This window comes from Lysinibacillus sphaericus OT4b.31 (genome assembly GCF_000392615.1).
GTDB classification, from domain to species: Bacteria; Bacillota; Bacilli; order Bacillales_A; family Planococcaceae; genus Lysinibacillus; species Lysinibacillus sphaericus_B.
The window spans coordinates 2,939,763-2,955,447 of the sequence record NZ_KB933398.1; the positions used below are offsets into that span (position 1 = coordinate 2,939,763).

The following is a 15,685-nucleotide window of genomic DNA, read 5'->3' on the forward strand; positions in this document are numbered from 1 at the left end:
ATGGAACAATCTTTACAGCATGTCCTTTCCAAGAAAAACCCAGTAACCAAAAGGCTACTGGGCTTGTCTATACTTATAGCGGAATATTTCCGTGTTTTTTGTCTGGACGTGTTTCGTGTTTATTGGCTAACATATCTAATCCTTGTATTAACTTGATACGTGTATCACGAGGATCGATAACATCGTCTACCATACCACGAGATGCTGCAACGTAAGGGTTTGCAAATTTTTCTTTGTATTCTTCGATTTTTGCTGCACGTGTCGCTTCTGGATCATCGGATTTTGCGATTTCACGTGCGAAGATGATGTTTGCTGCACCTGCTGCACCCATAACAGCGATTTCAGCGTTTGGCCATGAGAATACAAGGTCAGCACCAATCGATTTAGAGTTAAGCGCAACATACGCACCACCGTATGCTTTACGCAGAATCACTGTAATTTTCGGAACAGTTGCTTCTGAGTATGCATAAAGGATTTTTGCACCATGTCGGATGATACCACCATGTTCTTGTTTAACGCCCGGGAAGAAGCCAGAAACGTCTTCAAATGTAATGATTGGTACATTGTATGCATCACAAGTACGGATGAAACGAGCTGCTTTGTCTGAAGAGTCGATATCAAGACCACCAGCTAAAACTTTTGGTTGGTTACAAACAAGACCCACCGATTCACCTGCAATACGTGCAAAACCAACAACAACGTTTTTCGCAAATTCAGAGTGAACTTCCATGAATGAACCTTCGTCCACTACTTGTTCTACTACTTTACGCACATCGTATGGACGAGTTGTTTCAATCGGCACAGTATCAACGATTTCTGGACGGTAGTCGTCACCTTCTGGCTTCGCTTGACGAGGTGCTTTCTCTTTATTGTTTTGCGGTAAATAGCTTAGTAGTTGTTTAATTTGATCAACAGCCGCCTCTTCAGAAGGAGCACGGAAATGAGCATTACCACTGATTGCATTATTTACTTTTGAACCACCAAGGTCTTCAGCAGAGATTTTTTCACCTGTTACCGTTTCAATAACTTTTGGTCCAGTAATGAACATTTGAGATGTTTTATCTACCATTAGGATAAAGTCTGTGATTGCGGGAGAATACACAGCACCACCTGCACATGGACCCATAATAACTGAGATTTGTGGAATTACACCAGAGTAGATTGCATTACGGTAGAAAATATGACCGTACCCATCAAGTGAAAGTACACCCTCTTGAATACGTGCGCCACCTGAATCGTTAATCCCAATAAATGGCGTACCGTTTTTCGCAGCAAGACCCATTACTGTTGCCATTTTTTTCGCGTGCATTTCACCAAGTGCTCCACCGAATACAGTGAAATCTTGAGAGAATAAGTATACTGGACGTCCGTTAATTTTACCGAAACCAGTTACGACACCGTCTCCAGGGCCTTCCATTTTGTCCATACCGAAGTCTACTGTACGATGTGTAATGAATGGGTTAATCTCGAAAAATGTACCTTCGTCTAGTAATAAGTCAATACGTTCACGCGCCGTTAACTTTCCTTTTTCGTGTTGCTTTTCGATGCGCTCATAGCCACCACCAAGTTCAATTACCGTCTTACGATCGTACAAGTCATTAATTTTGTCGAACATATCCATATAGATCACTTATCCCCTTTTCCACTTTTATCGCATAGTTCATACAACACACCAAAAGATGATTTAGGATGCATAAAAGCAACCTCTGCACCACCAGCACCTGGGCCTGGCTCATCTGATAAAAGACGCACACCTTTTTCACGAAGTTCTGCCATACGCTCACGAATTCCTGTTACACCGAATGCAACATGGTGAATACCTTCTCCACGTTTTTCAATGAATCCATGAATTGCACTTTTCTCACTCATTGGTTCTAACAACTCCATTTTCACGTTGCCAGCGTCGATGAATGCAACGCGAACCTGTTGAGATTCAACTTCTTCAACTTTCAGTAACTTTAATCCTAAAATTTCTGTATAATATGTAATGCGTTCATCAAGATTGCGCACTGCAATCCCAATATGGTCTACTTTCTCCATGGTGACATCTCCTTCTGTTATGGTACATACTCTATTTTACAGACTTTTTTGTCAAAACTCTACTACTTGAGAAATTTTTCAGATTTGCTAAACTATTTATAAGAAAAGAAGGAGCGAACGAGCATATGAGTAATAAAAAATTTCAAAAAATCGTTGTCTATGCAATGGTAGTTATCATGTTAATTTCATCTCTTGCATTCGGTTTATCAATGCTAGTCTAAAGGAATGCTAAGCGTCCACACTACTGTGGGCGCTCTTTCTTTACCTTCAGTCCTTTAAATGACTGCTTTATTTCTAAATAACGATCCATTTCTTCGATTAATTGATAGAGAGCTGCCTGTGCTAAAAATTCCTCATGATTTATAGGCAATGGTAATTGAGAGAAATCCCGTTTCACATGCTCCAATTTCTCCCTAAAATGACCTGCCGTATTACCTGAATGAACATGCTCTCCTAAGTCCTGCAAAAAATCTGCCACAATTGCAGCCTCTTGTACTATAACAGGAAGTGCCGTTATTTTTGGTAGCACTCGTTCGATTATTTCGAGCTGTTGTTCGCGCATATCAAAATATACATAATAGTCATTTTCTCGCCTCGTGAAATGATTTTCAACATCTTTAAAGGCTAATGACTTTGCACGATTCAACGTTTTGACCGCTTGAATTAATTCTTGCCCGTCCCACAATGTATCGCCTTCTCTTAAATACTCGGCAATTTCTAAAAAAATCTTACTGTAAAGCTCCTCAATTTTCACTCGATAATAATTTAATTCTTTTTGAATATCTGGCATATACATATTAATCGCAATACCTGTCCCGTAACCAATCGCCATTAAAGCCAGCTCATTATAAACGAGCGATAATGAAAAACCTCCAGCTGCATAGATATGCATAATGATAACCGCACTAGAGACAAAGCCATCTGCTACTTTTAAAGACACTATTGTTGGTATAAACAGCACAAGCATGCCTGCTAACGTTAGCGGATGATACGTAAATAATTCAAAGCTCAAAAATGCATAGAGCATGGCGATAATACTTGCAATAAAGCGTGTATAGGCAGCGTGAAGAGATTTTTTCTTAGTGGGCTGCACACATAATATCGTTAGAATACCAGCTGATGCATAAGAAGCTAATTCAAAGTACTGGGCAATGGCAATAGCCATTGCTGCCCCGGCTGCTGTTTTTAATGTACGATAGCCGATTGAAAACTTTTTCAAGTCGACTGCCTCCCATCTTGCAGCATTCATAACGAAGTTTTCTTCATTAGAAGTTCTGCTTATCTTTCTAAATTTGTCTGAATAAGACGATTATTTAGCCAATATTACAAAAATTCATAAAGGAATATGACTAAAGTGCACGAGGCACCCTAGTCATAGTCATATGAATCTTATAGTTCTTCGCAGTATTCTTCGAAGTTTGCTTGCAAGTTTGTCACAACTGACATTGGGTCATGCCCTTCGATTTCATAGCGTCCCACTTCTGCTACTACTTGTCCATCTTTTAGCAAAATAAATGATGGAGATGAAGGTAAGTGGTCCTCACCGAAGTGATAACGAGCTGCTGCCGTCGCATCTTTATCTTGACCTGCAAAGACAGTTACCAGATGGTCTGGACGTTTATCGTAATGCACACATTGTGTTGCTGCTGGACGTGCAATGCCTCCTGCACATCCACAAACTGAGTTCACCATTACTAACGTTGTCCCCGGACGAGCAAACGCCTCTTCAACAGCTTCTGGTGTGCGTAGCTGCTCATAACCTGCAGCCTCAATTTCAGCACGTGCTGTTTTTAAAATTTCTTGCATAAATAAATCGTAATCCATATTCATAAAGCGAAAGCTCCTTTCAAGTTCGCGCCACCCTCTGTTTTGACACTTTAGATTTTCTGCGCTAATACATCTCCTATCATAGCAGTTAGTGACGAATTTGTGCACCTACATGCTCATATAAAAGAACATATTATTTCTGTGACTGCTCATCGCTAAACAAACGATCCACACCTTGTGTTACCGTCAATTGTCCATTTAGAATTTGATGCTCCAAAAGTTGTACCTGGGCTTTACGATCCGCATCACCATAAAATGCATCAATTAAATGGTCAGTAATCATTGATTGAAACCATTCTTTTGTTTGATTTTGGCGCCTGATGGACCAGTAATGATTTGCTTCAACAGACTCTCTAAATTGGCCAATTGTATCCCACACTTTGTCGAGCCCTCGTTTTTCCCACGAACTAACTGGCATCGCTGTAGACATCCAACCTGGTGTTGCTGGCTGAAGGAAATGCAAAATTTGTTTGTACTCGGATACAGTCTTTTTCGCAAGACGGACATTATCGCCGTCAGCTTTATGCACAACAATGGCGTCCGCTAATTCCATAATGCCCTTTTTCATGCCTTGCAGCTCATCTCCTGCACCTGTCAACACTAACAGTAAGAAGAAGTCAACCATACCACGGACATACGTTTCACTTTGCCCGACACCAACCGTCTCAATTAAAATCACATCATAGCCTGCTGCCTCGCAGACAAGCATTGTTTCACGCGTCTTTTTATGAACACCCCCAAGGGTACCTGCAGACGGTGATGGACGAACGAACGCATTTGGCTTTTTCACAAGCTCTTCCATACGCGTCTTATCTCCTAGAATACTGCCCCCTGATAATGAGGAACTCGGGTCTATTGCTAGGACCGCTACCTTTTTCCCCATCTCACATAGCATCGTTCCGAAAGCTTCAATGAACGAACTTTTTCCTGCACCAGGTACACCCGTAATACCAATTCGGACACTGTTTCCTGTATGTGCAAGAAGCTCTTGTAATAACTCTTGCGCCTGTACTTTGTGGGCTGCATTTGAGCTTTCAATAAGCGTAATCGCTCTCGACAATTGCGTACGAGAGCCTGCACGTACTTCACGCGCAAGCTCCTGTATGTCGATTTTCTCTACTTTTTTCTTGCGGAATTTTTTCGGTACACCGTATTGCATACCGTCGTGAGATGCCTCTACGCCACCCATGACAAATAGTGCACTGTCCTGCGTCCCATTGTTTTTGTCCATTATTTAGACACTTCCTCATAACCTAAACGTTTGTAGATTTCCTCGATAATTTTGATGGCCGATACAGGAATAACTGTACCTGGGCCAAAGATTGCCACTGCGCCGGCTTCATAAAGGAATTCATAATCTTGTGCTGGAATAACGCCCCCAACGATAATGATAATGTCCTCGCGTCCTAACTTTGTCAATTCAGCAACCAGTGCTGGTACCAATGTTTTATGACCTGCTGCTAAAGAGGACACGCCAATGCAATGCACGTCATTTTCAACTGCCATTTGTGCAGTTTCCTCTGGCGTCATGAATAACGGTGAAATATCTACATCAAATCCTAGGTCAGCATAGCCTGTTGCGATAACTTTCGCGCCGCGGTCATGGCCATCTTGGCCCATTTTTGCGACTAGAATACGTGGGCGACGACCTTCATTTTCAAGGAATTCGTCTGTCATATTTTTCACTTCAGTAATTTGCTCTTCGTCAGAGAAGTTAGCAGAATATACGCCAGAGATAGAACGGATAATCGCTTTATGACGACCTGATACAACCTCAATAGCATCTGAAATTTCACCTAGCGATGCGCGTGCACGTGCTGCGTCAACAGCTACAGCTAGTAAGTTCTCTTCACCATCTTGTGCAGCTTTTGTTAGACGAGCTAAATGTTTTTGCACTTCTGCTTCATCACGAGAGGCCTTCATCGCATCTAATTGCTCAATTTGCTTTTGACGAACAAGTGTATTGTCAATGTCAAGAATATCGATAGGCTCTTCTTTGTCTAAACGATATTTATTTACACCCACAATTGTTTCTGATTTAGAGTCGATTTTTGCTTGGCGTTTTGCCGCAGCTTCTTCAACTTTCATTTTTGGAAGACCTGTTTCAATCGCTTTCGCCATGCCGCCAAGCTCTTCAATCTCTTCGATTAACGCCCACGCAGATTGTGTGATTTCATCTGTTAATTTCTCAACGTAGTATGAACCACCCCATGGATCGATTATTTTTGTCATAGCAGTTTCCTCTTGTAAGAATAACTGTGTATTACGTGCAATACGTGCAGAGAAGTCTGTTGGTAAAGCAATGGCTTCATCAAGTGCGTTTGTATGAAGTGATTGTGTATGCCCCATTGACGACGCATTCGCTTCAATTAATGTACGTGTCACGTTATTGAATGGATCTTGTTCTGTTAAAGACCAACCCGATGTTTGTGAATGTGTACGTAATGCTAATGTTTTAGGATTTTTCGGATTGAACGTTGACATCATTTGCGCCCAAATACGACGAGCAGCACGCATTTTTGCTACTTCCATGTAATAGTTCATGCCAATTGCCCAGAAGAACGATAAGCGTGGCGCAAAGGCATCGATATCAATTCCTGCTTTTAGCCCTGTACGAACATACTCAAGACCATCTGCAAGTGTATAGGCAAGCTCGATGTCATTCGTTGCGCCAGCTTCTTGAATATGGTAACCAGAAATAGAAATCGAGTTGAATTTAGGCATGAATTTCGCTGTATATTCAAAAATGTCTGCAATAATTTTCATCGACATTGCTGGTGGGTAAATATATGTGTTACGCACCATATATTCTTTTAAAATGTCGTTTTGAATTGTGCCAGCCAGTTGCTCGGGTGTAACGCCTTGCTCTTCAGCCGCAACGATATAGAATGCTAGCACTGGTAAAACAGCACCATTCATTGTCATTGAAACTGACATTTGATCTAAAGGAATTTGGTCGAATAAGATTTTCATATCTTCCACAGAGTCAATCGCTACGCCTGCTTTACCAACGTCACCTGTTACACGCGGGTGGTCAGAATCATAGCCACGGTGGGTAGCGAGGTCGAAGGCAACGGAAAGACCTTTTTGACCCATAGCAAGATTTCGTTTATAGAACGCATTTGATTCCTCAGCAGTTGAGAAACCAGCGTATTGACGTACTGTCCAAGGACGAGCTACATACATAGTAGGGTATGGGCCACGTGTATTTGGTGCAATCCCTGCAACGTCATTTAAGTGTTTTGCATCTTTGATATCTTCTTTTGTATAAATATCTTTAATTTCAATACCTTCGTTGGTCATGAATTTTTCTTCAGACGCCTCTGGTGCTTCAACTGTTAATACTTTTCCGATTTCAACTGCACTAAAATTTGGCTTGCTCATCGTTGGACCTCCTTCATGCTAACAAACACTGAATTTAATTTTTCAATGATGTTTTGTCCTGCGAAAATAAAGCCGTTTAAGCCATTTACTAACCAAGCTTCTTCTTCGTCTTTAAATTTACCTGCAACGTCCACAATCACATTAGCTGGTTTACCAGCTAAAATTGCTGGTACTAATTCCTTTGTATTGTCGTCATTTGCTGCAATAACAACGTATTTAGCCTCCGTTGCATGTAACCAAGCTAAAGCCTCCTCCGCTGTTGTAACAGGCTCGCTTTTTTGCGGTACTAAACCTACTGTATTTAAGAAACCAGAAACGAAATCTGCACGCGGTTTCGAACTTTTCAGTGAGCCTAAAGCTAAAATGCCTGTTTTTACATTAGCAGCAGTCATGTCAGCGCGTAATTGCTCGAAAGGTATAGCAATACGTTTAATTTCTGCAAATAGTGGATTTGTTTCAGGATCAAATACGTCTGCAGGATTCGCATAAATATTCGTACCAATTAATGATTGCTTACGAGTTTGTGCTGCTTTAATACGTGCTTGATAAGATTTTTCGAGCTCTTCTGCTAATTTACCGGATGCTGTGTATGCGTCAATGCCGCCAGCCGCTTCGATTTCTAGGAATAATGCCCAGGCTTCTTTCACAAAGTCTGCTGTCAACGATTCAATGAAGTACGAACCACCAGCAGGGTCTGTTATCTTTAATACATTTGTTTCTTCTTTTAATACTAATGATACGTTACGAGCAATACGAACAGATTGTTCTGTCGGTTTCGTTAACGCATCGTGTGGGTGAACTGTAAAGACGTCCGCACCGCCAATTAATCCAGAAAGCGCTTCATTTGCAGCACGCAGTAGGTTTACATAAACATCTAATTTAGAGAAACTACGAAGTGAAGTTTCTGCTACCGTTGGAATTTTTACATTTTTTTCTATGCCATACGCAGATGAGAACGCTTTCCAAAGTACTTTAAAAGCACGGAGTTTTGCGATTTCAGTAAAGAATTGTGTATCCACTGCAAATGAAACATAAAATTTCTTCGCGAATGCTTCAAAGCTTTCTCCTTGCTCTGCATATTTTGCCGCAGTTGCAAGCGCATACGCCAATTCCTGCACGGCATTGGCACCTTCATTGTGATAAATCACTGTGTTTGCCGAATATGTGCGTACATTAGGGAAGTCCGCAAGAACGATTGGGCTTTGAGACACGATGAAACCTTTTACAGCTTCACGTTTGTCAGCTGCAATTTTGTCGAATACTGCTAATAATGGGTCTTTTGCGCTTTTTACCGTAATTTTAAACGAATATTCTGAGAAATAAGTTGCTAATTGTGCCACTATTTCTTCAGTCCATTCAAAACTAACATGGCTATCAACTGTGACGATTTCATTACCACGAGCTAAGCTATCATCAAGTTGTGCAAAGAATGCTCCGCTTGTGTCAGCATAAACTTGCTGTGCCACACGAAAAACTTGACTATCTTGTAGGGAACGGATTGTAGCAACCTGTTTATCAAGTTCATCACCAAGTTTTGCTACTAAACTTTCTTGTGTGTAAAGAGGATCTAATGTAATACCTTCACTTGTTTTCGTTAAAAGAGACTCGAATGGTTTCCCTTTTAAAGCTTTGATTGCTGCATCTTGCCATTCTGAATAAGACGGCTTTTCAAATTCTATATTTTTCATGTTGTTTGACATGCGGACGCTTAATCAGCTTCCCCCCTTAGTAGTTTCTATTTGTTATTCTACATGACAAATTGCGACTCGAAAAGCATTAAAAAATCGGAAACCGTTATACAACAGGTTTCCGATAAGTCGTCAGTAGACTGACGTCGAGGATAAATTTGTATTTTCGAGTATTTCTTTTACTCTATTTAGGAATTTACCACAAACTAATCCATCTAAAACCCGATGGTCTAAAGATAAACATAAATTCACAATATCACGTGCTGCAAACATACCACCTGGTAAGACTACTGGTTTTTTAACAATACTTTCCACTTGCAGGATGGCTGCCTGCGGATAATTAATGATGCCCATTGACTGTACAGAACCGAAAGCACCCGTATTATTAACCGTAAATGTGCCACCTTTACTATCATCCATAGTTAGTTTTCCTGCACGAACTTTCGAAGCAAGTTCATGAATATCTCGTGCAATACCTTTAATTGATTTTTCGTCAGCGTGTTTTATAACAGGGACGAATAATGCATCATCTGTAGCAACTGCTATGGAAATATTAATATCATGCTTTTGAATAATTTTGTCATCTGCCCACATGGAATTCATCATAGGGAATTCCTTTAAGGCCTGTGCAACAGCTTTGACAAAGAAAGCAAAGTACGTAAGATTAAAGCCTTCTTTTTGTTTAAATTCTGTCTTCATGCTGTCTCGGTAAGCAACTAAATCTGTAACATCCACTTCCATCATCATCCATGCATGTGGCACTTCTTGTGCACTACGCACCATGTTATTTGCAATGGCACGGCGTATCTTTGTTACAGGAATTTCAATATCACCTGCTTGAATAGCCTGTGGTATAGCTGCTTTTTCCTGAGGTACTGAAGTTGATATTATTGGCTGAACAACAGCAGTGGCAATTACTGGCTCAGAAGACGTTACCTCTGTCGTTGGCACATTGCCAGCCTCAATCAATTGTTGAAGGTCTTTCCTTGTGATACGTCCGCCATCACCAGTCCCTGTAACAAGCTCAAGCGCAATATCATGTTCCTGTGCAAGTCGGAGTACGGCTGGTGAGTAGCGAACTTTATCACGTTTCACTGGCTTTTCAGCAGTTATAGTTGCTGTTGTTACTTTAGGCGACTCTTGTTTTTTTTGTACACCTGCATTTAAAATCGCCGTGCTTACTGCTGATTTTTTCGCTGGAGGTGGAGGCGGTAACTCACTGTCACCCGCTATTTCAATCGAACAAACAACCGCTCCAACAGGTAAAGTTTGCCCTTCCTCTGCTAGTAGCTCTGTAATGACCCCTTCAAAGGAAGATGGGATTTCTGCATTTACTTTATCAGTTGCAACTTCTGCTAATGAATCATATTTTTTCACCTTATCGCCTGGTTGTACGAGCCATTTTTCAATCGTACCCTCTGTCACACTTTCACCAAGCTGTGGCATTGTAATATTTTGAATCGCCATCATCTATTCCTCCCATCAATTACGCCTCGGCATAATTGAGTCCGAATTTTGAATTGTGCATATGCAATGCAAAATTCGTGACATCCGCCGAAAGCTTTAACTTTTTCAGTAAGTGCCGTCCCTTACACACACTGCATAGTGAATAACTATTTAGTATTATTATCACCATCTATAGTGGTGGAAGACTGCAACTGAATGGTTAAAAAGCGGCTAGCTCCCGCATCGCTTTTTCTACTTTTTCAGGATTGATCATGAAAAACTTTTCCATTGTTGGTGCATATGGCATCGCAGGTACATCAGGTCCTGCTAATCGTTGGATTGGCGCATCAAGGTCAAACAAGCAATGCTCTGCAATAATCGCCGCAACCTCACTCATAATGCTTCCCTCTTTATTATCCTCAGTGACAAGTAATACTTTACCTGTTTTACTCGCTGCTTCAATGATTGCTTCTTTATCTAGTGGATAGACTGTACGTAAATCAAGAATATGTGCAGAAATACCATCTGCCGCTAATCTTTCTGCCGCTTGTAGAGCAAAATGAACAGCTAGCCCATACGTAATAACAGTAACATCGTCACCTTCACGCTTAACATCGGCTTTACCGATTGGGAGTGTATAGTCATCTAATGGGACCTCACCTTTTATCAGTCGATACGCACGCTTATGCTCGAAAAATAAAACAGGATCTTCGTCGCGAATTGCTGCTTTTAACAAGCCCTTGGCATCATAAGGTGTTGATGGAATGACAATCTTTAAACCTGGTGTGCCTGCAAAAAGAGATTCTACTGATTGTGAATGATAGAGCGCTCCATGAATCCCACCACCAAATGGTGCACGTACTACAATTGGACAAGTCCAGTCGTTGTTCGAGCGATAACGGATTTTGGCTGCCTCCGATACGATTTGGTTAACAGCCGGCATGATGAAGTCTGCAAACTGCATTTCAGCGATTGGGCGCATGCCATACATGGCTGCACCAATGCCAACTCCTGCAATTGCACTTTCCGCAAGCGGAGTATCAAGTACACGATACTCACCAAATTGTTCGTAAAGACCAGTTGTTGCTTTGAAAACGCCGCCTTTACGACCAACGTCTTCTCCTAAAATGAAAACACGGTCATCGCGTTCCATCTCTTCCTTCATCGCTAATGTAATCGCATCAATATAAGACATTACTGCCATTACACGTCACCTCCGTCCACTGGTGCATATACGTATTTCAGTGCTTCCTCCGGCTTGGCATAAGGTGCTGCTTCCGCATAATCTGTCGCTTCATTCACCTCTGCCATGACACGGTCTTCTATTTCAGCACGAAGCGTTTCTGTCATAACACCAACATCTTGTAAGTACTTTTCAAATAATACAATAGGGTCCTTGGCCTTTCCTTCTGCAATATCTTCAGCTGTTCGATATTGACGATCATCATCATCCGAAGAGTGCGCTGTTAATCGGAAAGTCACTGTTTCTATTAAACTTGGACCACCACCACTACGTGCACGATCTGCTGCCTCTTTAATAACTTTATATACTTGCAATGGACATTTACCGTCAACAGTTACACCTGGCATGCCATAGCCAATGCCACGATCAGATACTTTAGCACAGCCTAACTGGCGCTCTACTGGTACTGAGATTGCGTATTGATTATTTTCTACCATAATAATTACTGGCAGTTTATGCACACCTGCGAAGTTCGCCCCTTCATGGAAGTCCCCTTGGTTAGACGATCCTTCACCTAAGGTAACAAAGGAAACGAAGTCCTCATTTTGTAAACGTCCAGCAAGCGCTACCCCCACTGCATGTGGAACTTGCGTTGTAACTGGTGAGGAACCCGTCAAAATACGATTTTTCTTTTGTCCAAAATGTCCAGGCATTTGGCGACCACCTGAATTTGGATCCTCAGCCTTAGCAAAAGCGGATAACATTAACTCTTTTGGTGTCATACCAAAATGTAACACAACGCCCATATCTCGATAATAAGGTGCAATATAATCTTTCTCCTTATTCAAGGCAAAGGCTGCCCCTACTTGTGCTGCCTCCTGTCCCTGACAAGAGATAACAAATGGAATTTTTCCTGAACGATTTAACAGCCACATACGTTCATCCAGTCTTCTAGCCATTAACATTGTTTCGAACATAGCAAGTACATCTTCATTTGATAAACCCAAATCTTCATGTTTTATTTGAACATCTTGCATACGAACACCCCTCTCGTATTAAAAAAATTCTATAGCGCTTTAAATCCCCACATAAAATGCGCTTTCAGCTAATCATTTAAAAGTGAAGCGCCCGATCATCGACTGCTAACGCGGACTCCACCAAGACCTCATTCAGTGATGGATGTGGATGGATAGCCTGACTAATTTCCCACGGCGTAGCGTCAAGTAACTTAGCAAGAGAAGCCTCTCCTATTAAATCTGTCACGTGCGGTCCTACCATATGAATACCCAAAATATCATTTGTCTGCTCATCAGCAACAATTTTCACAAAGCCATCCGTTTCCCCATTAACAAGTGCCTTACCGATTGCTTTAAATGGGAACTTACCGACTTTTATGACATAGTCCTGCTCGCGTGCAGCACTTTCTGTTAAGCCAATGCTTGCAACTTCAGGATAGGAATAAACACATTTTGGTACCTTCAGTACATCAAGTGCTTCTGTTGTCCCTGTGGCAATGTGTTCAATTGCAGACAATCCTTCATGAGAAGCTACATGCGCCAATTGCAAGCCACCGATAACATCTCCTATAGCATACATATGTGATTCTTTGGTTTGATAAGTATTTCGTACTTGGATAAAGCCATTTTCAATTTCAATTTCTGTATTTTCTAAACCGATACCTTGCGTATTTGCTTCACGTCCTACACAAAGTAATAATTTATCTGCCTCAAATAATTCTTCCTTGTCATTAAGTGCAGCTGAAATGAAAACGTTATCATTTTCAATTTTAAAGGTTGCTGTATCTAACTTAGCGTTCGTCACTATGCGGACGCCTCTTTTTTCAAGTTGTTTCGTTACTTCTTTGACGATATCTGCATCTTCCGCAGGTAAAATAGATGGGCCGTATTCTATAACCGTTACATAAACGCCAAAATCACAAAGCATGGATGCCCACTCTATACCGATAACTCCGCCACCAACAATTAGTAACGACCTTGGTAAATTCTCCATTTGCAACGCATGATCAGAGTTCATAACGTAATTTCCGTCAACAGTTAGACCTGCCATACCTCTAGGTTTAGACCCCGTTGCGATAACAACATTTGTCGGTACAAGCATTTCATTTTCTTCGCCATTGTTCATTTCAACCGAAATGGTACCTGGCATTGGAGAAAAAATAGACGGACCCAAAATTCGTCCTGTTCCTTCATACACATCGATTTTGCCTTTTTTCATCAGTGTATTCACACCTTGACTTAATTGCTCAACAACGGCTTGCTTTCTGGCCTGTACCTTATCGAATTGCAATGTAACTCCTTCAATGTCTACACCAAATTCACTCGCTGTTTTATTGGCCATACGGTACACTTCGGCACTTCGAAGTAACGCTTTACTAGGGATACAACCTTTATGCAAGCATGTTCCTCCAAGTCGCTCTCGTTCAACAATGGCTGTTTTCAAGCCTAGTTGTGCTGCGCGAATTGCAGCTACATAGCCACCTGTACCACCGCCTAAGATGACAACATCATAATTTTGAGCCATTCGATATTCCCCCTTATAAAAAAAGTGCTAATGCATCCCTTACCCAAGACAAGCGCTGACCTCCTTGTGGTGATTGCTCAGTTGAAAGCGCAGCCACTGTAAGGATTTAGTACAATCGTACCCGTCAGAGAAACCAACGTGAAAGTAAGTGTTCACTTCACTTGAGAAAGGATGAAGATGAAGCTTAAGCTCAGACATCATTTAAAGCTTATATTTCTTAATCTTTATAATAGAAGAAGTCGACAAAGCGACTTCTTTTAGCTACTAGATAATTATTTATTAACGACCGTGCAAAATATTTTTTTCATTTTTTAAAAATTGACTACGTGACTTAGCTACACGAGCAATACGTTCTTCTGCTAAACGATTGGCTGCCACATAGGTTGGCACACCATCACGTTTTGAAATGGCAAAGATTCTTTCAATACTATCGTAAATACCATCCACACGTTTCATCGCACGTTCACGATTATAACCGTATAATTCATCTGCAACATTGATAACGCCACCTGCGTTAATAACATAATCAGGTGCATACACTATACCTAATTCATGTAAGTAATCTCCATGGCGTGAGTCCTGTAATTGGTTGTTTGCCGAACCAGCAATGACCTTCGCTTTTAACTGTGGAATCGTGTCGTCATTTAAAATGGCTCCAAGTGCACATGGTGAGAAAATATCAGCGTCTTGTGAGTAGATTTCCTCTGGTGCCACTGCTATTGCACCAAAGTCATTCACAACACGGTCAATGGCTGCTTGGTTAATATCTGTTACAACAAGTTTTGCACCTTCATTATGTAAATACTCGCAAAGCTTGTATGCTACATTTCCTAGCCCCTGTACAGCAATTGTACGGCCCTCTAGCATTTCCGAACCAAACGCTTCCTTTGCTGCGGCTTTCATACCACGATATACACCATAAGCAGTTACTGGCGACGGATTTCCTGATGAGCCAAATGCTGGAGAGATTCCTGTTACATAATTTGTCTCCTCATGAATTAAATCCATATCTGTCACTGTTGTACCAACATCTTCGGCCGTAATATAGCGACCGTTCAGTCCTTGAATGAATCGTCCTAATGCACGAAACATTTCTTCATTTTTATCTGTAAATGGGTCACCGATAATGACCGTTTTTCCACCGCCGAGGTTTAGACCAGCTGCTGCATTTTTATATGTCATGCCGCGTGCCAAGCGCAATGCGTCCTCAATCGCATTTTCTTCTGTTGCGTATGTCCACATACGTGCACCGCCTAGTGCTGGTCCAAGTGTTGTGTCATGGATAGCGATAATCGCTTTTAACCCTGATGCTTCATCTTGGCAAAATACCAATTGTTCATAATCATACTTTTCCATATACTTGAAGATTTCCATGAAAACTCGCCCCTTTGCTTTGAAAAGTGCATCCCCAAATGCCCATTCCAATCAAGTTATTAATAGTAATAAAACTATTTTGTAATGGATAATATTGCACCATTTAATTTTACAATACTGACAATTTCACAATTTCGCAACTATTATTACACTTTCTCTATTAAGAAAGAATTTTCTAAAAATTCAGTTCCTATCACTAGTT

Annotated in this window: 13 protein-coding genes; 1 reads left to right on the forward strand and 12 read right to left on the reverse strand. The window is 41.2% G+C overall.

The features are described from left to right. Positions 1-73 precede the first annotated feature (73 nt). Positions 74-1,621 carry an acyl-CoA carboxylase subunit beta gene (locus H131_RS13480; RefSeq protein ID WP_010859721.1) on the reverse strand — a complete coding sequence of 516 codons (1,548 nt, stop codon included), beginning with the start codon at positions 1,619-1,621 and terminating at the stop codon, positions 74-76. Positions 1,622-1,626: 5 nt separating this feature from the next. Further along, complete coding sequence (mce, locus tag H131_RS13485) at positions 1,627-2,040, reverse strand: methylmalonyl-CoA epimerase (protein WP_010859722.1); 414 nt, start codon at positions 2,038-2,040, stop codon at positions 1,627-1,629. A 125-nt stretch (positions 2,041-2,165) separates the two neighbouring features. Here mce and prli42 point away from each other — a divergent pair, with 125 nt between their 5' ends. Then, positions 2,166-2,261: a stressosome-associated protein Prli42 gene (prli42, locus tag H131_RS24535; protein WP_155242458.1), complete on the forward strand. Its 96-nt coding sequence runs from the start codon at positions 2,166-2,168 to the stop codon at positions 2,259-2,261. A gap of 20 nt (positions 2,262-2,281) precedes the next feature. On the opposite strand, the gene H131_RS13490 is transcribed toward prli42, so the two are convergent. The 10 genes from H131_RS13490 to H131_RS13535 all read right to left on the reverse strand — a co-directional run bounded on the left by H131_RS13490 (position 2,282) and on the right by H131_RS13535 (position 15,483). After that, a complete protein-coding gene (locus tag H131_RS13490; RefSeq protein WP_080647670.1) occupies positions 2,282-3,289 on the reverse strand; it encodes an aromatic acid exporter family protein in 1,008 nt (335 codons plus the stop codon). 140 nt (positions 3,290-3,429) lie between these two features. Then, positions 3,430-3,870: a BrxA/BrxB family bacilliredoxin gene (locus H131_RS13495; RefSeq protein WP_010859724.1), complete on the reverse strand. Its 441-nt coding sequence runs from the start codon at positions 3,868-3,870 to the stop codon at positions 3,430-3,432. A 130-nt stretch (positions 3,871-4,000) separates the two neighbouring features. After that, positions 4,001-5,098: a methylmalonyl Co-A mutase-associated GTPase MeaB gene (gene meaB / locus H131_RS13500; RefSeq protein WP_010859725.1), complete on the reverse strand. Its 1,098-nt coding sequence runs from the start codon at positions 5,096-5,098 to the stop codon at positions 4,001-4,003. Beyond that, complete coding sequence (scpA, locus tag H131_RS13505; RefSeq protein WP_010859726.1) at positions 5,098-7,251, reverse strand: methylmalonyl-CoA mutase; 2,154 nt, start codon at positions 7,249-7,251, stop codon at positions 5,098-5,100. The genes meaB and scpA overlap by 1 nt, the downstream gene beginning before the upstream one ends. Then, positions 7,248-8,939 carry a methylmalonyl-CoA mutase family protein gene (locus tag H131_RS13510; protein ID WP_419185150.1) on the reverse strand — a complete coding sequence of 564 codons (1,692 nt, stop codon included), beginning with the start codon at positions 8,937-8,939 and terminating at the stop codon, positions 7,248-7,250. The genes scpA and H131_RS13510 overlap by 4 nt, the downstream gene beginning before the upstream one ends. Before the next feature lie 132 nt (positions 8,940-9,071). Then, on the reverse strand, positions 9,072-10,406 hold the full coding sequence (locus H131_RS13515) for a dihydrolipoamide acetyltransferase family protein (protein WP_010859728.1): 1,335 nt from the start codon (positions 10,404-10,406) through the stop codon (positions 9,072-9,074). 199 nt (positions 10,407-10,605) lie between these two features. Continuing rightward, entirely contained in the window at positions 10,606-11,589 is a 984-nt protein-coding gene (locus tag H131_RS13520; protein WP_010859729.1) for an alpha-ketoacid dehydrogenase subunit beta, read from the reverse strand. Beyond that, a complete protein-coding gene (locus tag H131_RS13525; RefSeq protein ID WP_010859730.1) occupies positions 11,589-12,605 on the reverse strand; it encodes a thiamine pyrophosphate-dependent dehydrogenase E1 component subunit alpha in 1,017 nt (338 codons plus the stop codon). The genes H131_RS13520 and H131_RS13525 overlap by 1 nt, the downstream gene beginning before the upstream one ends. A gap of 76 nt (positions 12,606-12,681) precedes the next feature. Further along, on the reverse strand, positions 12,682-14,109 hold the full coding sequence (gene lpdA, locus H131_RS13530) for a dihydrolipoyl dehydrogenase (protein ID WP_010859731.1): 1,428 nt from the start codon (positions 14,107-14,109) through the stop codon (positions 12,682-12,684). A gap of 279 nt (positions 14,110-14,388) precedes the next feature. Then, positions 14,389-15,483: a Leu/Phe/Val dehydrogenase gene (locus H131_RS13535; protein WP_010859732.1), complete on the reverse strand. Its 1,095-nt coding sequence runs from the start codon at positions 15,481-15,483 to the stop codon at positions 14,389-14,391. Positions 15,484-15,685 lie beyond the last annotated feature (202 nt).